The following is a 23,505-nucleotide window of genomic DNA, read 5'->3' on the forward strand; positions in this document are numbered from 1 at the left end:
ACTTACCTCATACTTAAGTTTCACGGATAGACAAAAAGGGTCTTTATGTCAGCAATTTATATTGCAGGAATTGCGCTATGCAGTGTTATTGCGCAGTGGCTCGCCTGGGCCTTTCGCGTTCCCGCCATTTTATTTCTTCTTCTTATCGGACTCATACTTGGGCCTGCCACTTCCTTACTCAAACCCGATGAACTCTTAGGTGAACTGCTTTTCCCCGTGGTGTCCTTATCGGTGGCGGTGATCCTATTCGAAGGCGCATTAACCCTGCACTTTCGCGAGCTAAAAGGGATAGGCAAGGTGGTGCGAAATCTCTGCTCGGTGGGGATGCTGCTGACCTTTGCGGTAGTCGGCATTAGCGCTTACTGGCTACTTGAACTGGACTGGCGAGTAGCTGCGGTACTTGGCGCCGTACTAGTGGTAACCGGACCCACTGTCATAGCCCCGCTCCTCAATGCCATGCGCCCGACCCAGGACATCGACCGAGTGCTGCGCTGGGAAGGGATAGTGATTGACCCCATTGGCGCCTTATTCGCGGTGTTAGTGTTTGAAGCCGTAATGCTGGTTGGCCAAAGCGATGTCTTTAGCCACACCATTGGCGCCCTGATCACCACCTTGAGCGTCGGCTTTTCACTCGGTGCCGCCGCCGGCTGGATCACCACCCAGCTGATCCGCCGCGAATGGTTGCCTTATGATCTGCATAAATTCTTTACCCTAGCTCTGGTGCTGATCAGCTTTACCGTTTCTAATCACCTAAGCCATGAGTCGGGCCTGTTGGCGGTGACCGTATTTGGTATCTGGTTAGCTAACCAGGACGATTTGGAAATAGACTCGGTGCTGGAGTTTAAGGAAGACCTGTCTATGATCCTGATCTCCACCCTGTTTATCCTGTTAGCGGCGCGCCTGGAGTTGTCCGATTTAATGGCCTTGGATGCCCAGGTATTTATTTTTCTCGCCATCGTCTTATTTGTGGCACGGCCACTCAATATTTTGCTCTCCACCTATGGCAGCGACTTACCATTTAAGTCACGCTTAGTACTGGCCTGGATAGCACCGCGAGGCATAGTGGCGGCGGCAGTAGGCTCGGTATTCGCCCTGAGCATGGCCGAGGCCGGTATTGTCGATGCAGAGAAAATGGTGCCCCTTATTTTTACCGTGATCATAGTGACCGTGGTGCTAAACAGCCTCAGTGCTGTGCCCTTGGCAAAACTGCTGGGAGTACGCCAACCGGCCCCTTCCATCCTGCTGATTATCGGTGCTAACCATGTTTCTCGCGCCATTGCTCGCGGCTTAAAGGAGCAGGAAATCGATGTGCATCTCTCCGATCCGGCCTGGGAAAACTGCAAAATGGCGCGTATGGATGGCCTGCCCTGCTACTATGGTAACCCGCAATCTGAGCATGCTGAGCGTTACCTGCCGCTGACCAACATCAGCAAGGTATTGGCCTTGTCACCAAACCGCCACCATAATGCCCTGGGTATTCAATACTTTAGCCACTTATTGGGAGAGAAGAAGGTATTCTCACTCAAGTCATCGCAAAGCCATGCCAAGGCCAATAAGGACAGCGCCACCTTCTTGTCACGGCAGATCCTCTTCGGCGACAATGGCTCTTATGCCAAGCTAAGCAGCCTGATAGCCAAAGGCGGTAAGGTCAGTGCGACGCGTTTAAGTGAAGAGTTTGACTGGCAGCAATACCAGGAGTTTAATGCCGAGGCCATTCCCCTGTTTATTATTGGTGCCGAGAAATCGGTGCGTATCATCACCGAGGATATGGAGCGGCCGCCGGAAGAAGGAGAGAAGGTCGTGGCCTTGCAACCACCGAAAATGTCTTTGATCAAAGATCAACATAACGCCCCGACCAAAAACCCGCAGTTACAGGCGACTAAAAACCCAGGCTAAGGCCTGGGTTTTCTGCACCTTATAGCGCTGCTCACTTTTTTCAGGTAACAAAAAACCCGACATGAAGTCGGGTTTTTTAGCATATGCTGTTAAAGCAGAGAATCAAATTACTTGATTTTCGCTTCTTTGAAGATCACGTGTTTACGAGCTTTAGGGTCGTATTTTTTGATCTCCATTTTTTCAGGCATGTTACGCTTGTTCTTGTCGGTAGTGTAGAAGTAACCAGTACCGGCAGTTGAAACTAGACGAATCTTATCGCGCATGACTTAGGTTCCTTAAACTTTTTCGCCGCGAGCACGGATTTCTGTTAGAACCGCGTCGATGCCTTTCTTGTCGATAATACGCATACCTTTAGTAGTAGTGCGTAGTGATACAAAACGTTTTTCGCTTTCAACCCAGAAACGGTGAGTTTGTAGGTTAGGTAGGAAACGACGCTTAGTCGCGTTGCGCGCGTGTGAGCGGTGGTTACCTACCACTGGGCGCTTACCTGTAACTTGACAGACTTTAGACATGTCTATTTATCTCCAATAACTTCGCTCGAGCTTAATTTTCCCTTATGGCCTTTTTGTATACTGCCCCGGGATAAATCGAAGGGCGCTCTTTATACAGCATAGACAGGCAAAGATCAAGAAACCTGATCTCAGAATCAGCTCATGTATGAATTTTGATAGCGGCCAATTATAGAGATCTAGGCGGCAAAGGGAAAGCAAAAACTGCATTTAAATTGCACTAAAGCCGTTTATTTTTGCGCTTTACCCTGTACGTCACCAAAACCCATTCCATTCACTGCCTGAGTTAGGCTCCTAGCGGCACTTGGTCACTAACAAACAGCAGGGTGCCGGCGATGTTTAGAGCAGCCCCTGCTCGGCAAAAGACACGCAGTGGCTACCGCCTACGACCAAATGATCCAGCACCCGAATATCCACCAGCGCCAGACCCTGGGTTAGTTTATGGGTGATCAGCTTATCCGCCTGGCTGGGCTCGGCCACGCCGCTGGGGTGGTTATGAGCGAGGATCACCGCTGCCGCATTGTGCTTAAGCGCCGCCTTTACCACCTCGCGCGGGTAGACCGATGCCGCATCTATGGTGCCCTGAAACAAGACTTCCCTGGAGATTAAACGGTGTTGCGCATCTAAAAACAGCACCAAAAACTGCTCCCGCTGCTGAGTTTTGAGCTCAAGCAATAAAAAGTCACGCACCGCTTGCGGTGAATCAAACAGGGTGTCGCGCTCTAAGGCGCTGAGCAAATGCCGTCGTGCCAGCTCGATGGCCGCCTGTAATTGCACATACTTAGCCGTGCCCATACCGCGCCAGCGGCAGAACTCATCATGCTCAGCGCTCAACAAGGGCGATAGCCCCTGACTGTGGCCCAGCACCTGTTGCGCCAACTCCACGGCATTGGCGCCGGGTACGCCGGTGCGAAAGAAAATAGCCAGTAATTCGGCATCGGATAAGCTTTGGGCGCCCTGCGCAAGCAGCTTCTCGCGCGGCCTTTGAGCATGGGGGATATCGGTGATACGCATAAGCACTCCTTGCTTCGCTAATTGCTAAACTATAGTGCAAGGGGCCGACATCTGGTATCTTTTACCCCAGTTTGAGGCGTTAAGCCTTTTAAATATCAACTGAATTATTGTTCGCTATGCAAAACAAAAAAGTGGTCCTTGGGATCAGCGGCGGCATTGCCGCCTACAAATGCGCCGAGTTAACACGCCGTCTAAAAGAGCGCGGTTGCGAGGTTAAAGTGGTGATGACCGACAGTGCCAAGCACTTTATCACGCCACTGACCATGCAGGCGGTGTCCGGTGAAATGGTGTCGGACTCCCTGCTCGATCCCCAGGCCGAGGCGGCCATGGGCCACATCGAATTTGCCAAATGGGCGGATCTGATTTTAGTCGCCCCGGCGACGGCGAACATCATTGCCAAAATGGCCGCCGGCATTGCCGATGATCTTCTCACTACCTTGTTGCTGGCCACCGATGCCGACGTTGCCATCGCCCCGGCGATGAATCAGCAAATGTATGCCCACCCGGCCACCAAAGCGAATTTAGCCACCCTAGCTCAACGCAACGTCGCCATTTGGGGCCCGGGCAGCGGTGAGCAAGCCTGTGGCGATGTGGGCGCTGGACGTATGCTTGAGCCGATGGAATTGGTTGAGCTGATCTGCACTCCCGCGCACGAGCAGGTGTTGGCGGGCAAAACCGTCACCATCACAGCCGGACCAACTCGCGAGCCACTGGATCCAGTGCGCTATATTTCCAATCATAGCTCGGGGAAAATGGGTTATGCCCTGGCCGAAGCGGCACTGGCCCTGGGTGCTAAGGTGAATTTGATTTCCGGTCCGGTAAGCCTGACGCCACCAAGCCAATGCCAGGTGTATGGCGTCCAAAGCGCACTGGACATGCACCAGCAAGCACTGGCCTTGGCGCCGCAATCGGATATTTTTATTGGCTGTGCCGCGGTGGCAGATTATCGTGCCGCCGATATTGCCGAGCAAAAAATGAAGAAGCAAGGGGATGAACTCACCCTCACCCTGGTGAAAAACCCGGACATTATTGCCGACGTGGCCGCCTTAACCAAACAGCGTCCATTTACCGTTGGTTTTGCCGCAGAAACCCAGGATGTCGCCGCTTATGCCAAGGGCAAATTACGCAATAAAAACCTGGATATGATCTGCGCCAACGACGTGGCAAAACAGGGACAGGGGTTTAACAGCGACAGCAACGCCCTCACCTTGTTTAGCGCCGACAGCGAACTAAGCCTGCCCTTAACCGACAAGCGTAAGTTAGCACTCACTGTCATGGAAAATATTGCCGCAAAGTTGATTTAAAGCACGCAAAAGACTGGAAAGGGATTTCAGAAAGCATTAATATGGCGTTCATAATAAAGGTCAAAGACCACTAAAGAGCTTTAAAAAGGAACGCCATGGCTGCCACACGCCGCACTAATCGCAAAGAGCAGATCCTCCAATCACTTGCGCAAATGTTAGAGACTAGCCCGGGTCAACGTATTACCACCGCCAAGCTGGCAGCTGAGGTGGGGGTATCGGAAGCGGCGCTGTATCGTCACTTTCCGAGCAAGGCACGTATGTTTGAGGGCTTGATCGAGTTTATCGAAGACACCCTGCTCTCACGCATCAACATCATTTTAGAAAACGAAAAAGAAACGCAAAGCCGCGTGTATAACATGCTGATGCTGGTGTTGGCTTTTGCCGAGAAGAATCCGGGCATTACCCGCATTCTTACCGGCGATGCGCTACAAGGGGAAAATGAGCGTCTGCGTGAGCGCATCCAAAGCCTGTTTGAAAAACTGGAAACCCAGTTTAAGCAGGTACTGCGCGAGCGAAAACTCCGCGAAGGCAAGGCTTTTGCCAGCGATGAAGGCACGCTAGCCAACCTGTTTCTCGCCTATGTAGAAGGTAAGATGAACCAGTTCGTACGCTCTAACTTTACCGCCAAGCCCAGCGCTCAATTTGAGAAGCAGTGGCAAGAGCTGCAAAAAATCTGGCTTTAACCGCCTTATTCAGCGCTGACCCTAGGTAGTGGCCAGCGCTGCATCTCTATCAGGCGCGACTGAGTACGGGCAAATTCAAACGCCAACCGCTCGCCCTGGTATAAATGCGTCAGCTCCCCCTGAGCGGCGATGACAACCAATTTTCCGGTGTCGTAAAACTCATCCACCAGCGCAATAAAACGCCTTGCCTCATCATCAAGCAGAGCATGACTAACCTGTTCACGCTCGCGTATGTAGCCTTCCTCAATCCCCTGAGCGGTATTCTGCTGCACTTTTTCCACGCCCATCAAAGGCACCTTGTCCACATAGAGCACATCGAAACGCTGGGCGAGAAACATATAATCGGCACTGGAGCGCCCCAACCCACACAGCTCAAAGAAATCAATACAGGCAGCACATTCACCAAGGGCTTGAAAACGCACGGCCCTATGGTGGATCAATAAGGCCTTGCTGTGGGCAGCTTGTTTTTGTTCCTTGCTAAAACGCTGTAACAGGCGCTCGGGCTGATACTCGATATAATGTCGAAAGCCGTTAAACCCATGCAGACGATAATCCTGCTCGCCGCTGACATCACAGACCTGACAATGCGCTTCAATTAAGGCAATTGTCGGCTCAAAACGAGCGCGCTGCAGACCATTGCGGTATAACTCACAAGGCTGGCAGTTACTGGTTGCCACCAGCACCACGCCTTCGGCAAACAAGGCCTCAAACAAACGCGCCATGATCATGGCATCACCGATGTCGCTGACAAAGAATTCATCAAAGCAGAGCAAGCGTGTCTGCGCCGCATAGTCCTTGGCAAGTTGTCGCATGGGATTTGTAGTCCCTTGCAATGCCTGCAAGCGCTCATGCACCCAGGCCATAAAGTGATGAAAGTGTAGGCGCTGTTTATTTGCTATCGCTACCTGCTCATAAAATAAGTCCATTAACATGGACTTACCCCGCCCTACCGGACCATGTAAATAAAGGCCATGAATGATGCGTTTGCGCTGCCAGAAAAAATGAGGTGATTCCTGTTCAGCCTCCAACTGCGCCGCCAGCTTTGCCAGCGCCTTGATCGCACTCAACTGCACGGGATCGGCGAGGATCTGATTATTGCCAATAAGCTGGTTATATTGGGAGAGGATTTTACTCAAGGTGGCTGTTTTCACTATGCTGCATGGGCTATACTCGCGCCATTGTAACCAAGTTTAAGCCCGTCCCCAATGAAGTTCCCCTGCCGATTAGACAAGTTTATTAGCAACCTGGCGGAAATCCCGCGCACCCACGCCAAAGCAGCAATCAAGAAAAAGCGTGTTACCGTTAACGGAGAAGTTACCAGGCAGCTTGATCAAGCAGTGACTGAACAAGATGAAATCATGCTCGATGGTGAGCTCATCACCTATCAAGGGCTGCGCTACTTTATGCTCAATAAGCCGGAAGGCTTTGTCTGCGCCAACAGCGATGAACTCCACGCCACCGTTTTCGAGCTGCTTGATGAGCCTAATCTGAGTGAGTTACACATTGCCGGACGCTTAGACATAGACACCACGGGTCTGGTGTTGATCAGCAATGATGGCCAGTGGAGCCACCAGATCACCAGCCCGAAAAAGCAAAAATTCAAAACCTATCTGGTTGAGCTTGCCGAGCCCTTGGAAAAGCAAGCCGTTAGTGAACTTGAGCAAGGCGTGCAGCTTCATGGTGAGCGCGATCTCACCCTACCCGCCAAGGTCGAAGTGTTGGCGCCATACCAAATTCGCCTGCATATAGTCGAAGGCAAATACCATCAGGTTAAGCGCATGCTGGCCGCGGTTGGTAACAAGGTGGTGACTTTGCACCGCGAAGCCATTGCCGGCATTGAGCTTGACCCGGATCTGGCACCGGGTGAGTACCGTCTCCTAAGCGAAGAGGAAATCGCGCTCTAATTAGCAGCAAGGCAGCTAGGTAACCGCTCCTGCGTTACCCTAGTACCGCCATCCATAGCGGCAAAGCCTCGTCCACAGATAACCGTAGGTATTTTTTTGTAAGCCAGACCCTGTAGGTCAGACTTCAGTCTGACAATAAAGCAATACAGAAGCAGCTTTTAGATAAGCCCATTGCACTGGTGTGCGGTTCACCTATAGTAATAGGTATGTACCGATTAAGCCTATGAGTAGCAATGGAAATCATTCACCACGGAGCGGTCAATGGCGTAACCGGCTCTTGCCACCAGTTGAAGGTGAGCGAGAGCGAGTCCTTATTGGTCGACTGCGGCCTGTTTCAAGGGCTTGAAGCGCGCCAGGATCTCGGCATCGAATTTGATATCAGCACGGTGCGGGCACTCCTAGTAACCCACTGCCATATCGACCATGTGGGTCGTATCCCTTACCTGCTTGCCGCCGGTTTTAGCGGCCCGATTTACGCCTCCGAAGCCACTGCCGCCCTGCTTCCCCTTGTGATTGAAGATGCTCTCAAACTTGGCGTCACCGAGGATGAGCAACTGGTTACCACCTGCTTAAGGCTTATTCGCCAGCAACTGGTACCGATCGCCTTTAAACAGTGGCAGATGCTGGACCAATTTAAGACCCCATTGCGCTTTCGCCTGCAACGGGCCGGACATATTCTCGGCTCCGCCTATATCGAAATCGATGTAGGTCAAGGAAAGCAGGCGCAACGAGTGGTGTTTTCCGGTGATTTAGGCGCCCCCCACACGCCCTTGCTGCCAGCGCCTAAACCGCCCTACAAGGCCGACACCCTGGTGATTGAGTCGACCTATGGTGATACCCTGCATCAGGGGCGTAAAAACCGCAGTAAACGACTTAAGGAAGTGATTGAAAAGGCGGTACGCGATAACGGCGTGGTGCTGATTCCCGCCTTTAGCATAGGCCGCACCCAAGAGCTGCTCTATGAGCTGGAGCAGATCATCCACAGTGCGCCAAAACACTCTTTTTGGCAGGACATTGAAGTGATTATCGACTCACCCATGGCCGCCAACTTCACCTGCGAATATAGACACTTTAAATCGCTCTGGGATAAAGAAGCCAAGGCACGTGTGGCCAAGGGCCGCCACCCCCTTAACTTTGAACACCTGTATACCCTGGATAGCCATCAGGAGCATGTGCAAACCCTAAGCTACCTGAAGCAGAGGCAAAAGCCGGCGATTGTGATCGCCGCCAGCGGCATGTGCAGCGGTGGGCGCATAGTCAATTATCTGGAAGCCTTTTTAGAGGACCCCCGTACCGATGTGATCTTTGTTGGCTATCAGGGGCAAGGGACGCCGGGGCGTGATATTCAAAAGTACGGCCCACTCGGTGGTTATGTGGTGCTAAACAACCAACGAATTGATATTAAGGCGCAGATACACACCATTAGCGGTTACAGCGCCCATGCGGATCAGGCCAATTTAGTGCGCTTTGTTACCGGCATGACGAAAAAGCCCGGGCATATCAAAATCGTACATGGCGATATAGAGGCAAAACAGGCGCTGGCGGATAAACTTAAAGAGAACCTCAAGGGCGAAGTGAAGATAGAAATCGCGACCTAATTCGGCCTTTTTAAATGTGCCAGTACAAATAAACTACAATGATTAGAGCAATCATGTTCAAAGGAAGTGAATATGTCTTATCATGCATTACAAAAAGGTCGTTACTCGCAACCCCAACAGGAATACTTCATTACTTTTTGCTGCGCTCGCGCGCTCCTCTTTTCCTATGTCCGCAACTTGCACAGCGGTTTTGTTCCAGCATCGCTTATAATGAGCAGGCCACTTGTTGCCGGTGGCTAACTTGGGTATTAATGCCCGACCACTTCCACGGACTTATCGTGCTTCAAAAACATGATTTAAGCTCTTGCGTACAACACTTGAAGGGATTTACAGCTAAACGAATCAACCAAAATTTGGGCAAAAATGGACAGGTATGGCAAAGAGGGTTTTATGATCACGCCTTAAGGAGTGAAGAACATCGGTTGGGTATTGCCCGATATATTATCGCTAACCCAATTCGTAATGGTCTTGTCAGTAATATCAAAGATTATCCATATTGGAATTCGGTTTCTTTATAAGCTGGCCTCTTCGCAAGGCTAAAGCCTCGCCTACAGATAACCGCAGGTACTTTTGTGTAGGTCAGACTCTGTAGGTCAGACTTCAGTCTGACAATTGAACAATACAGAAGCGATGACCTAGCAGTTTGCCATTTAACCCCCTCGCAAGGCTAAAGCCTAGCCCACAGGTATTATCTAGCCCCGTTGTAGGCCATTAAGGCGGCCTACAGGTATTATCTAGCCCCGTTGTAGGCCATTAAGGCGGCCTACAGGTTATGACTCATAACCATTGGGGTTTTGGCTTTGCCAGCGCCAGGCATCCTGCATCATTTGCATTAAGCCGCGCTCTGCCTGCCATCCCAGCTCATTCAAAGCTTTTTGCGCACTGGCATAACAGGTGGCGATATCGCCATCACGACGCGGGGCAATTTGATAGGGTACGGGTTTATCCGACGCCTGCTCAAAGGCCTGCACCATTTCCAATACCGAGTAACCGTTGCCGGTTCCCAGGTTATAAATATGCACGCCGCTGTGCTCAAGAAGCCAGTCCAGGGCTTTAAGGTGACCCAAGGCCAGGTCGACAACATGAATGTAATCGCGCACTCCAGTGCCGTCTTTGGTAGGGTAATCATCCCCAAATACCGCCAGCTTCTCCAGCTTACCTACGGCTACCTGAGAGATATAAGGCAAGAGGTTATTGGGAATGCCGTTAGGGTCTTCACCTATTTGCCCACTGTGGTGGGCGCCAACCGGGTTAAAGTAGCGCAAGATAGCAAAACGCCAACGAGGGTCGGACTTGGCTACATCTTCTAAAATCTGCTCCACCATCAATTTAGAGGTGCCATAAGGGTTGGTGGTGCCGCCTACCGGAGCGTTTTCATCTATGGGTAAGGTTTGCGGGTCGCCATAAACCGTAGCGGATGAGCTAAATACCAAAGAGAACACTTCGGCTTCGCGCATCGCTTCAATCAGGGTAAGCGACCCCTGAACATTATTTTGATAGTACATCACCGGCTTGCTCACCGACTCACCCACCGCTTTAAGGCCAGCAAAATGGACCACGGCGGTGATATGATGATCGCTAAACACCTTATCCAAGGCTGCTTTATCGCGAATATCACCTTGAACAAAGGCCACCGTCTTACCCGTTAGTGCCTCAACGCGACGTAGCGACTCTTGCGAGCTGTTGCTCAGGTTATCAAAGACCAGCACTTCACTGCCCTGTTCGAGCAGCTCAAGTACCGTGTGTGAGCCGATATAGCCAGCTCCTCCGGTGACCAAGATAGCCATACCTTTTCCTGCGTTGAATTAGGCGTAAAAGCCTTTGTACCATTTAACCAACTCCTTCACCCCGGAGGTAACATCGACCTGAGGGCGATAGCCGGTTGCGGCAAAAAGATCTTCGGTATCGGCATAGGTTTTATACACATCGCCCGGCTGCATTTCGCGGAAGTTTTTAACAGCTTCGATGCCCAGCTCATCTTCAATGGCCTTAATAAAGTCCATTAAGTTAATCGGGCTGCCGTGGCCGATATTGTAAACCTTGTAAGGAGCCGAGCTAGTGGCCGGCGAGCCAGACTCAACCTTCCACTGGGGGTTAGGCTCGGGCAACACATCGGCAATACGCACAACCCCTTCGACAATATCGTCGATATAGGTAAAATCGCGCCACATATCGCCATGATTATTCACGTCTATGGTTTCGCCGTTAAGGATTTTCTTGGTGAAAATGTAGGGAGCCATATCCGGGCGACCCCAGGGGCCATACACGGTAAAGAAACGCAGCCCGGTAGTTGGCAACGCATATAAATGAGAATAGCTATGAGCCATTACTTCGTTGGACTTTTTAGTGGCCGCATAGAGTGAAACCGGGTGGTCAACGGAATCACTGGTAGAAAAAGGCGTGGTTTCATTTAAACCATAGACAGAGCTGGATGAGGCATAGACTAAGTGCCCAATCCGGTTATGACGGCAGGCTTCCAATATATTGAGGTGACCGACCAGGTTACTTTCAGCGTAGGCCTGAGGGTTATCAATGGAATAACGCACACCGGCCTGCGCCGCCAAGTGAATAACGCGGTCAAACTTTTCCTGCTCGAACAGTTGCGCCAGCGCCTGCTGCTGAACAAGATCCAACTCAACAAAAGTAAAACGTTCGTGCTTTATGTGCTCAAGGCGCGCCGTTTTTAGGGCAACATCATAATAATCATTGAGGTTATCTATACCAACAACTTCATGGCCCTGTGCCAATAGCTTGTCACTGACCGCGGCGCCTATAAAACCCGCGGCGCCCGTTACTAAATACTTCATAGCTAACCTTATTAATCACTGCCAAACAGGTCGCGAGTGTACACCTTATCCGCGACATCACTCAATTCATCGGTCATCCGATTGGAGATTATGACATCAGAGCACTGTTTGAGTTCCTCAAGCGAGGTAGTGACCTTAGAATGGAAAAAGGTATCCGACTCGAGTGTAGGCTCATATATCAGCACTTCGATACCCTTGGCCTTAATACGCTTCATTACGCCTTGAATTGCCGACGCCCTAAAATTGTCCGAGCCAGCCTTCATCACCAGACGATACACACCCACAACCTTAGGTGCGCGTTTAATGATTGAGTCGGCGATAAAATCCTTACGGGTAGTATTGGCATCAACTATGGCGCGGATCATATTGTTAGGCACATCCTTATAGTTGGCCAGCAACTGCTTGGTATCTTTTGGTAGACAGTAACCACCGTAACCAAATGAAGGGTTATTATAATGGCTGCCGATACGCGGGTCCAAGCCCACCCCTTCAATTACCTGACGGGCATCCAAACCGTGCGACTCGGCATAGCTGTCTAGCTCATTAAAATAGGCTACACGCATTGCTAGATAAGTGTTGGAGAACAGCTTAATGGCTTCGGCTTCGGTGGAATTTGTCAGTAATACATCCACGTCGGGCTTTTCTGCACCTTGCTGTAAAAGGGCTGCAAACTTAGCTGCGCGCTCACTTTGCTCACCAACAATAATACGCGATGGATATAGGTTATCGTGTAGCGCCTTGCCCTCACGCAGAAACTCAGGCGAGAACAGAATATTATCGACGCCAAACCTTTCCTTGATACTTTTGGTGTAACCTACTGGCACGGTTGATTTGATAACAATCAGCGCCGAGGGGTTGATGTGCAGCACATCCTCAATCACCTTTTCCACGGTTTGAGTGTTAAAGTAATTGGTCTCTGGGTCATAGTCGGTGGGCGTGGCTATCACTACGAACTCAGCCCCTTGCAGTGCCATTTCTTTATCCGTGGTGGCGACCAGGTTGAGCGGCTTATTTTGCAAAAAGTGGCTTATTTCGTTATCGACTATGGGGGATTCTTGCTTATTCAGCAGGTCAACTTTTTTACTGTCGATATCCAGGGCAACCACTTCATTGTGTTGCGCCAAAAGTACTGCATTAGACAGACCGACGTAGCCGGTACCAACTATAGTAATTTTCATAACAATCTTCTGCGAAAACTAGGTTCAAAAATAATTTCGTATTAGGTAAACACTATCGTATAGATATGAATGTTAGATTAAGTTCTGCGAAGGGAAGCTTATGAGGTATAAGCTATCTAAGCTGGCTGTAAGCTTAGCCTACAGCCCATGCCTTAGAGGCTTTTTAGATGCGCGGTAAACGCATCACCTAAATCTGGGTGCTGCTGTGCGTAACGTACAAACGCCTTGAGGTAGCCCAGTTTATCACCACAATCGTGTGATATACCGCTCATACGAAACGCTTCTACAGGTTCTTGTTCAATAAGCATATCAATGGCATCGGTCAGTTGAATTTCTCCACCTGCGCCAATGGGCGTCTTCTTCAACAGCGGCCAGATATTATGAGAAAGTACATAGCGACCTACCACGGCCAGGTTTGAAGGTGCTTCTTCCACCTTAGGCTTTTCCACCATGTGTTTGATAATGGCACTTTCACCAGGTTCAATTTGAACGCCATTAATATCGGCAATACCGTACTTGCTTACGTCCTGCGTAGCTACTGCCTCAAGCATGATTTGGCTGGTTTGAGTGTCTTTAAAACGTTTAATCATAGCGGCCAGGTTTTCACTGCTTTGATCGGCACTGAACTCGTCGAGGATCACATCCGGCAAGATTACCGCAAAGGGGTTATCACCAACGATTGGCCTGGCACACATAATGGCATGGCCCAAACCTTTAGCTTCACCCTGACGAACATGCATAACGGTCACATCTTCTGGGCAAATAGAGCGCACCTCATCAAGTAGCTGACGCTTCACCCGCTTTTCTAGGGTAGCTTCTAACTCAAAGCTGGTATCAAAATGATTTTCGATGGCATTTTTAGAAGAGTGCGTTACCAGCACTATCTCTTTAATGCCCGCCCGTACACACTCGCTAACTATATATTGAATCAGTGGCTTGTCGACGAGTGGAAGCATTTCTTTAGGAATGGCTTTGGTCGCCGGCAACATGCGTGTACCAAGACCGGCTACAGGGATAACAGCTTTCATATGATTTTTACGTAAGTATTTGAGCAACCTTGGTAGCTAGCATACAAACTCGCTACCAAGATTACTATGACAAGTTTATTAACGTTTAATTTTAACGATATCCGCCATCGGCGATTGCTGTTTTTGTCGCTCCAGCCAAACGAGATCGCAAATGCCGTCTGCAGGATTAAAGGCTGTAGGCGCTTTATTTCCTATTTTTTTTAATGCGCGCGAAATTTCTCTTTCGCTGTATAAGGTGAATCCATTTCAATAGCTTCCATATATGCATTATGGCGTAATTATAAACTGCAAATAACGCTAAAAAGCCAAAAAACATTATACTTTCAGCCACTTGATAGTAGTCACACACGACACCAACCGCAGCGAGAAGAATAGAAACACTGCAAATAACGGCAAGCGCCCCTCTTGAGGTCATACCCGCACGCATAAAAATATGATGAAGATGATCCCTATCTGGTTTAAACGGAGACTGGCCCTTTTTGATACGTCTGAAGACTATAGCCACCATATCCATCAAAGGAACAGCGATAATCCACAATGCCGTTACAGGACGAAATGAAGGATTTTCTCCTTGCGTGCCTAGAGTCAACATCCAAATCACGCTCAATCCGATAAACATTGAGCCTGCATCACCCATAAATATTTTACGCGCTTTGCCTGGGAGCAGGGATAAGTTAAAAAGCAGAAAAGGAATTACTGAAAAAGCGATGATGATCGGCAGCATGGCTTGGTTACTGTCACCGCTCATATAGAACAAAATAGCTATGGCAGTGAAAGAGTTAAGCGCCAAACTTCCCGCCAAACCATCAATACCATCTGTCATATTGAAGGCGTTTATAGCAGCTATCACTGCAATAATTGTAAAGACAGTACCAACAACACCTATGTCAATATTGCCAAAGTAGAACAAATCACCGAGATTGTGAATGTAGTGACCTGCCCCATAAACAAGGATGCCACCTATCAGTACTTGCGCAACAATACGCGTACTTACTGGCAAGTCTTGTTTGTCATCAAGCATACCCAGAAAAACAATAAGAGCAGCAGATAGCAGGAAAAGCCGAACGGTAGCATCGGTAGGAAAAGCAATAAGTGCAGCGGTCAGTGTTCCCAAAAATATGGCAATCCCGCCAATTAGCGGAACGGCGCCCTCATGATGCTTGCGCGCATTGGGAAGATCCACCAACCCAGCCTTTATCGCCAAAGGTTTAAGAATAGGTATAACAATCAATGTTGTTAAAAGCGCAACAAAAAACTCCACACTTATTTCTCCGTAATCCCTCAAAATCCTTGAGAGGCATGTATCCAAATTTAGGCCGCAATTATAACACTTGCTCTTCGCCTTTGAAGTTAAAAGTTGTGATTAGACTAAAGCTAACACTGACTTCTTTACATTGACTTAAGCTCTTCGAGCATATTTTTCAAGTTAAATTGCCACTCCAAACTGCTCGCACTATCAGCTTTAAGCAAGCTGAAAGACGGCCTTGTAGCAGGGGTTGGGTAATCACTCGTGCTAATCGGGCTTATTTTCACTTCCTTGGAGAGAAGCCCCAACTTCATAGCCTGATTATATATTTCTACAGCAAAATCATACCAACTCGCAGCTCCAAGATCAGACCAATTGTAAATCGGGGAGACTTCACTAACTTCAGCTAAGTTCCAGATAAATTCGGCTAGCCCTCTAGCGTATGTTGGACACCCAATCTGATCTGCCACTACGCCTAATTCATCACGCTCGGCCATTAATCTAAGCATGGTTTTTACAAAGTTATTTCCATAAGTAGAATACAGCCAAGAAGTACGAACAATAGCGTACTCACTATCCATTAGTTCTTGTATTGCACACTCACCGGCTAACTTCGAGGCGCCATAAACGCTTACAGGTGATGTTTTATCATTTACCTCATAAGGAGTTTCTTTTTTACCATCAAATACAAAGTCGGTTGAAACATGTATAAATCTAACGTTATTTTCGCTGCAATATTCGGCCAGACTCGCTACTGCATCACAATTCAACTTAAATGCGGCTTGCTCATCTGATTCGGCCTTATCTACCGCAGTATAAGCAGACGCATTGATGATTACCTTGGGCTTGTATTTATTCAGTTTTAATGTTAGGGCGTCTTCGTCGAACAGATTAATATCTTCTCGCCCTAGGAAAATTACCTGCTTGTTTGCGCTTGTAGCTTTTAGCTCTTGCGCCAGTTGGCCCGACTTACCTATAACAACAATCATAAAACACCTAAAAATAAAGCGGTGTTAACACCGCTTAGAAATTCAATTTTTAGAGCCTAGTCGCTCTCGCATATAACTACCATCTTGAACATGTTGGCACCAAACACTGTTTTCTAAATACCACTCAATGGTCTTTCTTATACCGGTTTCGAAAGTTTCAACAGGCCGCCAACCTAATTCGCGCTCTATCTTGGTTGCATCGATTGCATAACGAACATCATGCCCTGGCCTGTCCGCCACATAGGTTACTAGACTCTCAAACCCATCACCGCCAGATGACTTTGCCAATGCATTGTCAGGTGCTAGTTCTTCAAGAAGAGCGCAGATGGTGTGAACCACTTCAATATTTTGCTTTTCATTGAAACCGCCGATATTGTAGGTTTCACCAATCTCACCCTCTGTCACAACCTTATACAAAGCTCGCGCATGGTCTTCAACAAACAACCAGTCACGTATTTGCTTACCATCGCCATAGACTGGTAATGGCTTACCTTCTAATGCATTCAAAATCATTAAAGGAATTAACTTTTCAGGGAAATGATATGGTCCATAGTTATTTGAGCAGTTGGTAACCACGACAGGCAAACCGTAGGTACGATACCAAGCTCTAACAAGGTGATCGCTGGCTGCTTTAGAGGCTGAATACGGAGAACTAGGTTCATAGGATGTTTCTTCGGTGAACAACCCGGTGTCTCCTAAATCGCCATAAACTTCATCGGTTGAAATGTGATGGAATCTAAATGTTTGTTGTTTTTCTTGTGGCTGTTCTTTGTAATATTCACGAGCAGCTTCTAATAATGAGAATGTACCAACCACGTTAGTTTGAATAAACTCACCAGGACCATCTATTGATCTATCGACATGACTCTCTGCAGCTAGATGCATCACATAATCAGGTTGATATTTTGCGAATAAACTCCGCATAGCATCTTTATCCACAATATCCGCTTGCTCAAAACTATAGCGCTCGTTTTGAGCAATGCTCTCCAGCGACTCAAGATTGCCGGCATACGTAAGTTTATCTATATTAATAACTTGATTATCAGTTTCATTAATTAAAAAACGAACCAGTGCAGAACCAATAAAACCTGCGCCACCCGTTACAAAAATCGTCTTTTTCATTTTTTACTCAAAATAATCTGCATTAACAAATAACTTTGCATCTGCGTCTTTGGCAGATAATAGAGGCTCTTGCCCTTGAACGAGTGGCCATTCTATTGCCAGCTTCGGATCATTCCACAAAAGACTACGCTCATGTTCAGGCGCATAATAGTCTGTGCATTTATACACAAACTCAGCTGAATCACTGGTTACATAAAAACCATGAGCAAAACCTTCTGGCACCCAAAGCTGGCGTTTATTGTGCTCAGATAGCAAAACGCCAACTGCTTGTCCAAAGGTTGGACTAGACTTTCGCATATCTACGGCCACATCATATACTTCACCAGCAACAACTCTAACTAGCTTGCCTTGAGTCTGTTTTAACTGGTAATGCAGGCCACGAAGGATACCTTGAGCCGATTTACTGTGATTGTCCTGAACGAACTCAACATTCGCTACATTCTCTTTAAACCAATCGGCGCGAAATGTCTCCATAAAGAAACCACGTTCATCACCAAAAACTGAAGGCTCTAAAATTTTTACGTCTGGTATTAACGTATCAACTACTTTCATGAAAATACCTTATCATCGATAAGTCGTAGCAAATATTCGCCATAACCGCTTTTAATAAGTGGCTGGGCAATATCGCGCAACTCTTCAGCACTTAGCCAACCATTTCTAAAGGCTACTTCTTCGGGACAGTTAACCTTTAGGCCTTGGCGCTTTTCAATGGTCTCGATGAATTGAGCGGCAGCAAGTAAATCGTCATGAGTACCAGTATCAAGCCATGCCGTACCCCGCCCCATGATTTCCACATTCAACTTACCTGCTTTGAGGTAGTGCTCAATCACGTCTGTTATTTCGAGTTCGCCACGAGCTGATGGCTTAACATTCTTTGCAACTTCCACCACATCAGAGTCAAAGAAGTATAATCCTGGTACGGCGTAATTAGACTTAGGCTGTTGCGGCTTTTCTTCTATCGAAATCGCTTTTCCAGTTTCATCAAACTCAACAACGCCATATGCTCTTGGGTTAGCGACATGATAACCAAACACGGTCCCCCCTGAATTTTCACTGGCTGACTTCAGAGATTTAACTAAATCGTGACCATAAAAGAGATTGTCGCCCAAAACTAGAGCGGCAGAACTACCATTCAAAAACTCTTCAGCAAGAATAAAAGCCTGCGCCAAGCCATCTGGGCTTGGTTGCACTTTGTACTCGATATGCACACCGAACTGCTCACCATCGCCTAACAGCTCTTGAAAACGACCCACTTCTTGAGGTGTTGCAATCACCAAAATATCTCGGATCCCGGACTGCATCAGGGTCGCAAGTGGGTAATACACCATTGGTTTGTCATATACCGGCATAAGTTGTTTAGACACAACTTTGGTAAGAGGGTAAAGCCTGGTGCCACTCCCCCCAGCTAAAATAATTCCTTTACGCATTAATAACTCTTTAATAATATTTGTAACTGATTAAACTCTTACTTTTTATAATAGTGCGTTGTTTCTTTGATGCCTTTGGCAAAAACCTTTCTAACCAAGTTTCGAAGCAATGCATCTCCCCTCAGTATAAAATCTACAGCTTTTTGTTCTGGGCGGCCTCTGAACGAAGTTACATGGAAAGTATCATCAACTCTAACTGGCTCCTCAGAAAAATAGTAATTAGAAACGCAACAGCGAGTTGCATCTACTTTGATTGGAGAAACAGAGTGCCAAGAGTGATTATGAGTGGCCATTATCACTAGACGATTAAATTTACTTTCAATCGTTACAGATTCCCCACCAACACCGTTGGGCCATAACTCTAAGTTACCCCCATTTTCTAGTCGCCATGCTGGAGACACATAATATAAGAGATTGAACGCTCTCCAATGCTCTCTATCTTTATCATGTGAATTATCCAGGTGTGGGTTTAGATAATGCCCCTCTCCCATCAATGATATTCCACCGGCGTAAAGTTTATCATCTGGAAGTAAGTCGTACTTACCCACTATTTCACTGACAGTAGACACCACCTCCGGCATCTGAAAAGCATAAATAGCCTCTTCCAAAATCGGGGCATATTTATCCATCTGGGCTGCGATATACTTATATTCTCGCATCGTCTTGTTTAGAGACATTTCTTTAGGATCTGGAAATGCAGCATAAATTGCTTCTGCAATTTCTTGAGGTAATAAGTCATCGATATAAAAATGCTGAACCTTTGATGTGGAGTCATAGCTCTGTTTTAAATCATTTTTCAGGGTTTTAAGCTTTTCTGTAATGTGAAAAGCAATCTGTTGTCTTGTATAGCTCATTTAACTTAATCCTAATACAGTATTATATGCTGCAAGCGTTTGAGCTGCAGTCCTTTTCCATGTGTAATTATCCAGGACATACTCACTAATTTCACGAGGTTCAATTGGCTCCTCCAGCACTTTCAAAACAGCATCACTAATAGATTGAGGTTTGCCAGGTTCGCAATAAGATGCCATCTCTCCAAAGTACTCTTTAGCAGACCCCTTGATTGTAGAGACAATGTTACAACCGCAAGCAGCGGCCTCTAACTGCGACAAACCAGGTGTCTCTAACCAAGATGGTAAAATGTGGAGAAAGTATGAGTTGTAAATTTCAGTCAACTTCGCATTGTCTATCGCTCCCATGAAGCGAATGTTTTTTGGCTTACGCTCATTAAGCTGGTCGAAGTATAATGCGTGATTAGGCGCTTTTGCACCGTAAATATCAAGCTCAATTGGCAGATGTGAGTCTACTAGGGCGCTGATATTTTTCCTAGGATCAATTCTGGCAACGGTAAGTGCTTTTTTCTCTCTTTGTTGTAGCTTTCTCATATTAAAGATAGATTCATCCACTGCATTGTGAACTACATGATACGGTGCATTTTCTAAAACGCGAGAACGTATTAACTCTCCCTCACTTTTAGAGTTCGGCAGGAACAAATCAACACTTTCTAGAGTTTTGTAGAAATTGCTCCCCATATATCTCAAGTATGTGCTTAAATTACCATCTCTGACTCCACGCACGCACTCTTTAAACTTTTCGACAGTAAATTCAGAAAAGTTATTATGCAAAAAACCATGCAATTTTGATTGCCGGCCAACGTTATTAAATTCGGTGAAATCCCAGTAAATACTTGAATAAACAACAGGTATATTAGCATCTTTGGCCTGCCATATCGCCAACGTTCCCTCATATGTTCGCATCAAGTTAAAAAAGTGGACTAAGTCATACTCTCTTAAATCCTTAGTAACTCCCAGATCAATATCAACTGTAACCCCCAAGGATTCGAGTTCCCGTTTAGTATTGAGCATCTGTACCGTATCGCCACCGAAGGATGTGAATGCATCAAAGCGATTTTTAAATAAAACTTTCATTACACATCATTCCGATTTTCGTTGCGTAACAGCCGACTTTTTGGCTTTCCTTTAAAGAGCAAGTAGCGCAGCACACTGTTTACATGCCAATAAAAATGCTTTGAGAAAATCTTTCTGTTAGCATGTTGCGCTAAATGAGTAGCCTTAAATTGCGGATAATAATACAGTTGGGTTCCATGCTGATGTTTTGCACGCCAGCATAAATCTAGGTCCTCGCAATACATAAAGTAACCTTCATCAAATCCACCTAATTCCGCATATAAATCTGCGCGAACTAACAAGAATGACCCTGCTGCCCAATCTACTGCTTTTCGTTTATTAACCGCAGATTTATCAATCAATGACGGGTTTACACCAAACAGAAAAGATTTGACAAAGTCCATGAATGAAGGGAAGTTGCGGATAGAATTGTCAAAATTCTGAAACCCTTTGTCGGTATATAAATTAATCGTCACAAGCTTGTCATTATTCGCCTGTGCTGTTTCTACTAGTGCTGTAACCTCTTCCGGGGTAATAAGCACATCTGGGTTGAGAATCAAGACATAATCATCATCAGTTATTCCTGTATTTTTATTAAAAAAATCATATATGTGATTATTGTTTGCGCCAAAACCTTTACTTTGCTTGGTTCTGATATAACTAACATGATGAATGTCACAATATGCTTCTAGTTCAGTTTCCCCAAAGTTGTCCAATATAACAACGTCAAAACTTGTCAAAGCTAAAGAAGCGGCTGCCCCCAACTCAGATATTTTGTCAAAGTGCCCATGAGAGACCACAGCTATTAATACTTTACTCATATATAAAAACCCTACTAGAATTATTCACTCAGGCAACCCTCACCAAAACTTATATATTTGGGAACATTGAAAACTATAAAAGCAAGAGTAACAGCTGGAACAACACCCGAATAATATAAATTAACACAGCACGACAAGATAAAAAAACAAAGCATAAAACACTTTATAATGTAGTCATTAAAGCTTAACAACCCAGATGATTTCATCTTCCCTAAATGCATAAAAAGAAAAACAAAAGCCATAGTAAAAATGGAAAAGCCAATCAAACCTAGCTTGTAAGCAAATGAAGGAAATTGAGCTTCATAACTATAAGGGGAGAACTCAGAGCGAATATATGAATCCATTGGCACTCCCCAACCTTTCCCTATAATTGGCGAAGACTCTAGTTCGCCAACTATAAAACTAACTTGATTCGTTTTTATAGAGTTAGACTCTGCTGTGGCATCACCACTAAAACGATCCTTCAAACCATTTATGACACCTTCACTACTTACCAAGGCAACACCTGCTAGAAGAACAAAGACTCCCCCATAAAACATGGAATTTTTATACCTAAACAAGAATACAACAAGAGATATAGCAACAATTAAAAATCCGATTCTAGAAAAAGATATATAAATGGATAAAAACAACACAGAGAACCATAAAATTTTGAAGAAAATATTAAAGCCAAAAGATTTCCAATACAATAATGAGTACGCAAATATTGTGAAAACAAATATATCATTAGCATTATTAATTCTCCACATACCTTCTGGTGGAATAGGCAGCGTTGAAAGTGGAACTCCAAATAACATTTCATATGCACCTAAAAACACTGCGATATCGAAATAACCAATGAAAATTAGTAGAGACACACATACTTTCATCATTGCATATATGAAAGAAATAATAATTAGTGCTTTATAGAAGTAAGTTATACTTGCTCGGTGTTCGGAAATTGGGATAAGTAATAAAAAAATAATGATGTAACTCAGTGTAAATGAGTACTCTTCTATAGGGTCCTTAAAATCACCAAGGTTACCCCCTCCAATCAGAACCCAAAAGGAGAGAGAAATCAAGCACAAAAAGTAGCCAACTATATACTTACTAAACCTAAACTTAAATAAAAATAGCCCAACCAAAAAAATGGGCATCATAAGCATTAGAAAAAATTTTTTTACAGGAAAACCTAACAAGCTTCCAGTAGGAAAAATTATAAATATTGAAAGGCAAAAAACCACACAGTTTACATAAATATCGTGGAAACTAATTTTCATATTTGAAAGCCTTTATAAACGATTTCAAATATTTAAAACTATGATATCTAACAGAGGCATATAAAGCCGATAAAAAATTCACAAATAGATATTTAAAATACCCTATCTTTATATACCTATCTTTAATCCTCTTAGAATTAAGAACACTAAAATAAATAGCATTTTCACTCCTAGAGATAGGATTTGGCGCTCTTATAATTTTAGTTTTTGTCGTTGAAATAGATTTATAACCATAATCACGATACCTAAACGCTAAATCTACCTCTTCCCAGTACATGAAAAAATCGGCATCAAATAGTCCACACTGATCTGCCGCTGCTCTCTTTATATACAAACATGAGCCAGCAGCGTAATCAGTATCTATGGTCAAGGACTCTGAAAAATGATACTTGTTTATAAACCCGTCTAGCCTTATGTAGTCATATAAATGCTGACCATTTGTATCGTAGGTACGGCACATAACCAAACCTACATGGTCTCGCAAAGATGCTTTTTGCAGTTCGTGCAAGGTATTGGGGGCGACTGATACATCCGGGTTAATTACCACAAGATCACCGTCAAGGGATTGCTGACGCAAATATTCGTAGCCGGCGTTATTCCCACCTGCGTACCCCAAGTTAGTTTCATTAATAACAACATGAAACTCGATATCGGAATATTTATCAGGGATTGCCCGCAGCTCTTGCTCATCATTTGTCGCATTATGAATGAGAATAATTCGGTATTTAGCGCCCACCGACATACTAAGAGACTGAACCAGTGTTGCGACCTCTGCCGCACTATTCCAGTTTAGAATTAACACATTTATCATAA

General features: G+C 46.0%; 24 protein-coding genes. 6 read left to right on the forward strand and 18 right to left on the reverse strand.

Annotation, left to right across the window (positions count from 1 at the left end; translation table 11 throughout):
- Positions 1 to 45 precede the first annotated feature (45 nt).
- Positions 46 to 1,896, forward strand: a complete 1,851-nt coding sequence (locus tag C2M36_RS05000) for a cation:proton antiporter (RefSeq protein ID WP_105253977.1) — start codon at positions 46 to 48, stop codon at positions 1,894 to 1,896.
- Between the two features lie 107 nt (positions 1,897 to 2,003).
- Here C2M36_RS05000 and rpmG read toward each other — a convergent pair whose 3' ends face one another.
- From rpmG to radC, 3 genes are all read right to left on the reverse strand, one after another.
- Positions 2,004 to 2,159 carry a 50S ribosomal protein L33 gene (gene rpmG, locus C2M36_RS05005; protein ID WP_099643121.1) on the reverse strand — a complete coding sequence of 52 codons (156 nt, stop codon included), beginning with the start codon at positions 2,157 to 2,159 and terminating at the stop codon, positions 2,004 to 2,006.
- Positions 2,160 to 2,171: 12 nt separating this feature from the next.
- The gene (gene rpmB / locus C2M36_RS05010; protein ID WP_010364213.1) at positions 2,172 to 2,408 is read right to left on the reverse strand and encodes a 50S ribosomal protein L28; all 237 of its coding nucleotides are present in this window, start codon (positions 2,406 to 2,408) and stop codon (positions 2,172 to 2,174) included.
- 336 nt (positions 2,409 to 2,744) lie between these two features.
- Complete coding sequence (gene radC / locus C2M36_RS05015) at positions 2,745 to 3,419, reverse strand: RadC family protein (protein ID WP_105253978.1); 675 nt, start codon at positions 3,417 to 3,419, stop codon at positions 2,745 to 2,747.
- Positions 3,420 to 3,535: 116 nt separating this feature from the next.
- Here radC and coaBC point away from each other — a divergent pair, with 116 nt between their 5' ends.
- Positions 3,536 to 4,723, forward strand: coding sequence for a bifunctional phosphopantothenoylcysteine decarboxylase/phosphopantothenate--cysteine ligase CoaBC (gene coaBC / locus C2M36_RS05020; protein WP_442792639.1), 1,188 nt, complete (start codon positions 3,536 to 3,538; stop codon positions 4,721 to 4,723).
- Between the two features lie 95 nt (positions 4,724 to 4,818).
- Positions 4,819 to 5,406: a nucleoid occlusion factor SlmA gene (gene slmA, locus C2M36_RS05025; RefSeq protein WP_105253980.1), complete on the forward strand. Its 588-nt coding sequence runs from the start codon at positions 4,819 to 4,821 to the stop codon at positions 5,404 to 5,406.
- A 5-nt stretch (positions 5,407 to 5,411) separates the two neighbouring features.
- Here slmA and zapE read toward each other — a convergent pair whose 3' ends face one another.
- Positions 5,412 to 6,557 (reverse strand): cell division protein ZapE, encoded by a 1,146-nt coding sequence (gene zapE, locus C2M36_RS05030; protein WP_234399092.1) that lies wholly within the window; start codon positions 6,555 to 6,557, stop codon positions 5,412 to 5,414.
- Positions 6,558 to 6,611: 54 nt separating this feature from the next.
- Here zapE and rsuA point away from each other — a divergent pair, with 54 nt between their 5' ends.
- The 3 genes from rsuA to C2M36_RS05045 all read left to right on the forward strand — a co-directional run bounded on the left by rsuA (position 6,612) and on the right by C2M36_RS05045 (position 9,426).
- On the forward strand, positions 6,612 to 7,310 hold the full coding sequence (gene rsuA / locus C2M36_RS05035) for a 16S rRNA pseudouridine(516) synthase RsuA (RefSeq protein WP_105253981.1): 699 nt from the start codon (positions 6,612 to 6,614) through the stop codon (positions 7,308 to 7,310).
- A gap of 233 nt (positions 7,311 to 7,543) precedes the next feature.
- A complete protein-coding gene (locus C2M36_RS05040; protein ID WP_105253982.1) occupies positions 7,544 to 8,908 on the forward strand; it encodes an MBL fold metallo-hydrolase RNA specificity domain-containing protein in 1,365 nt (454 codons plus the stop codon).
- Positions 8,909 to 8,961: 53 nt separating this feature from the next.
- Positions 8,962 to 9,426 carry an REP-associated tyrosine transposase gene (locus tag C2M36_RS05045; protein ID WP_234399093.1) on the forward strand — a complete coding sequence of 155 codons (465 nt, stop codon included), beginning with the start codon at positions 8,962 to 8,964 and terminating at the stop codon, positions 9,424 to 9,426.
- A 252-nt stretch (positions 9,427 to 9,678) separates the two neighbouring features.
- Here the strand turns inward: C2M36_RS05045 and galE are convergent, their stop codons facing one another.
- The 14 genes from galE to C2M36_RS05115 form a co-directional block, all read right to left on the reverse strand.
- Entirely contained in the window at positions 9,679 to 10,695 is a 1,017-nt protein-coding gene (gene galE / locus C2M36_RS05050; RefSeq protein ID WP_105253983.1) for a UDP-glucose 4-epimerase GalE, read from the reverse strand.
- 18 nt (positions 10,696 to 10,713) lie between these two features.
- Positions 10,714 to 11,715, reverse strand: coding sequence for an NAD-dependent epimerase (locus C2M36_RS05055; RefSeq protein ID WP_105253984.1), 1,002 nt, complete (start codon positions 11,713 to 11,715; stop codon positions 10,714 to 10,716).
- An 11-nt stretch (positions 11,716 to 11,726) separates the two neighbouring features.
- Complete coding sequence (locus tag C2M36_RS05060; protein WP_105253985.1) at positions 11,727 to 12,893, reverse strand: nucleotide sugar dehydrogenase; 1,167 nt, start codon at positions 12,891 to 12,893, stop codon at positions 11,727 to 11,729.
- 152 nt (positions 12,894 to 13,045) lie between these two features.
- The gene (gene galU, locus C2M36_RS05065; protein ID WP_105253986.1) at positions 13,046 to 13,921 is read right to left on the reverse strand and encodes a UTP--glucose-1-phosphate uridylyltransferase GalU; all 876 of its coding nucleotides are present in this window, start codon (positions 13,919 to 13,921) and stop codon (positions 13,046 to 13,048) included.
- A gap of 184 nt (positions 13,922 to 14,105) precedes the next feature.
- The gene (wecA, locus tag C2M36_RS05070) at positions 14,106 to 15,182 is read right to left on the reverse strand and encodes a UDP-N-acetylglucosamine--undecaprenyl-phosphate N-acetylglucosaminephosphotransferase (protein WP_105253987.1); all 1,077 of its coding nucleotides are present in this window, start codon (positions 15,180 to 15,182) and stop codon (positions 14,106 to 14,108) included.
- A gap of 128 nt (positions 15,183 to 15,310) precedes the next feature.
- Positions 15,311 to 16,156 carry a dTDP-4-dehydrorhamnose reductase gene (gene rfbD / locus C2M36_RS05075; protein ID WP_105253988.1) on the reverse strand — a complete coding sequence of 282 codons (846 nt, stop codon included), beginning with the start codon at positions 16,154 to 16,156 and terminating at the stop codon, positions 15,311 to 15,313.
- 42 nt (positions 16,157 to 16,198) lie between these two features.
- On the reverse strand, positions 16,199 to 17,278 hold the full coding sequence (gene rfbB, locus C2M36_RS05080) for a dTDP-glucose 4,6-dehydratase (RefSeq protein WP_105253989.1): 1,080 nt from the start codon (positions 17,276 to 17,278) through the stop codon (positions 16,199 to 16,201).
- A 3-nt stretch (positions 17,279 to 17,281) separates the two neighbouring features.
- The gene (gene rfbC, locus C2M36_RS05085) at positions 17,282 to 17,830 is read right to left on the reverse strand and encodes a dTDP-4-dehydrorhamnose 3,5-epimerase (protein WP_105253990.1); all 549 of its coding nucleotides are present in this window, start codon (positions 17,828 to 17,830) and stop codon (positions 17,282 to 17,284) included.
- The gene (rfbA, locus tag C2M36_RS05090) at positions 17,827 to 18,705 is read right to left on the reverse strand and encodes a glucose-1-phosphate thymidylyltransferase RfbA (RefSeq protein WP_105253991.1); all 879 of its coding nucleotides are present in this window, start codon (positions 18,703 to 18,705) and stop codon (positions 17,827 to 17,829) included. The genes rfbC and rfbA overlap by 4 nt, the downstream gene beginning before the upstream one ends.
- Positions 18,706 to 18,743: 38 nt before the next feature.
- A complete protein-coding gene (locus tag C2M36_RS05095; RefSeq protein WP_105253992.1) occupies positions 18,744 to 19,559 on the reverse strand; it encodes a 2OG-Fe(II) oxygenase in 816 nt (271 codons plus the stop codon).
- Positions 19,560 to 20,633 carry a glycosyltransferase family 4 protein gene (locus tag C2M36_RS05100; protein WP_105253993.1) on the reverse strand — a complete coding sequence of 358 codons (1,074 nt, stop codon included), beginning with the start codon at positions 20,631 to 20,633 and terminating at the stop codon, positions 19,560 to 19,562. It lies immediately after the preceding gene.
- Positions 20,633 to 21,433: a glycosyltransferase family 2 protein gene (locus C2M36_RS05105; RefSeq protein WP_105253994.1), complete on the reverse strand. Its 801-nt coding sequence runs from the start codon at positions 21,431 to 21,433 to the stop codon at positions 20,633 to 20,635. The genes C2M36_RS05100 and C2M36_RS05105 overlap by 1 nt, the downstream gene beginning before the upstream one ends.
- 20 nt (positions 21,434 to 21,453) lie before the next feature.
- Positions 21,454 to 22,692 carry a hypothetical protein gene (locus C2M36_RS05110; protein ID WP_105253995.1) on the reverse strand — a complete coding sequence of 413 codons (1,239 nt, stop codon included), beginning with the start codon at positions 22,690 to 22,692 and terminating at the stop codon, positions 21,454 to 21,456.
- Positions 22,682 to 23,503, reverse strand: coding sequence for a glycosyltransferase family 2 protein (locus C2M36_RS05115; RefSeq protein WP_105253996.1), 822 nt, complete (start codon positions 23,501 to 23,503; stop codon positions 22,682 to 22,684). Before C2M36_RS05115 ends, C2M36_RS05110 begins: the two co-directional genes overlap by 11 nt.
- Positions 23,504 to 23,505: the final 2 nt, after the last annotated feature.

It is taken from the genome of Pseudoalteromonas sp. T1lg75 (assembly GCF_002964705.1).
Classification (GTDB): Bacteria; Pseudomonadota; Gammaproteobacteria; order Enterobacterales; family Alteromonadaceae; genus Pseudoalteromonas.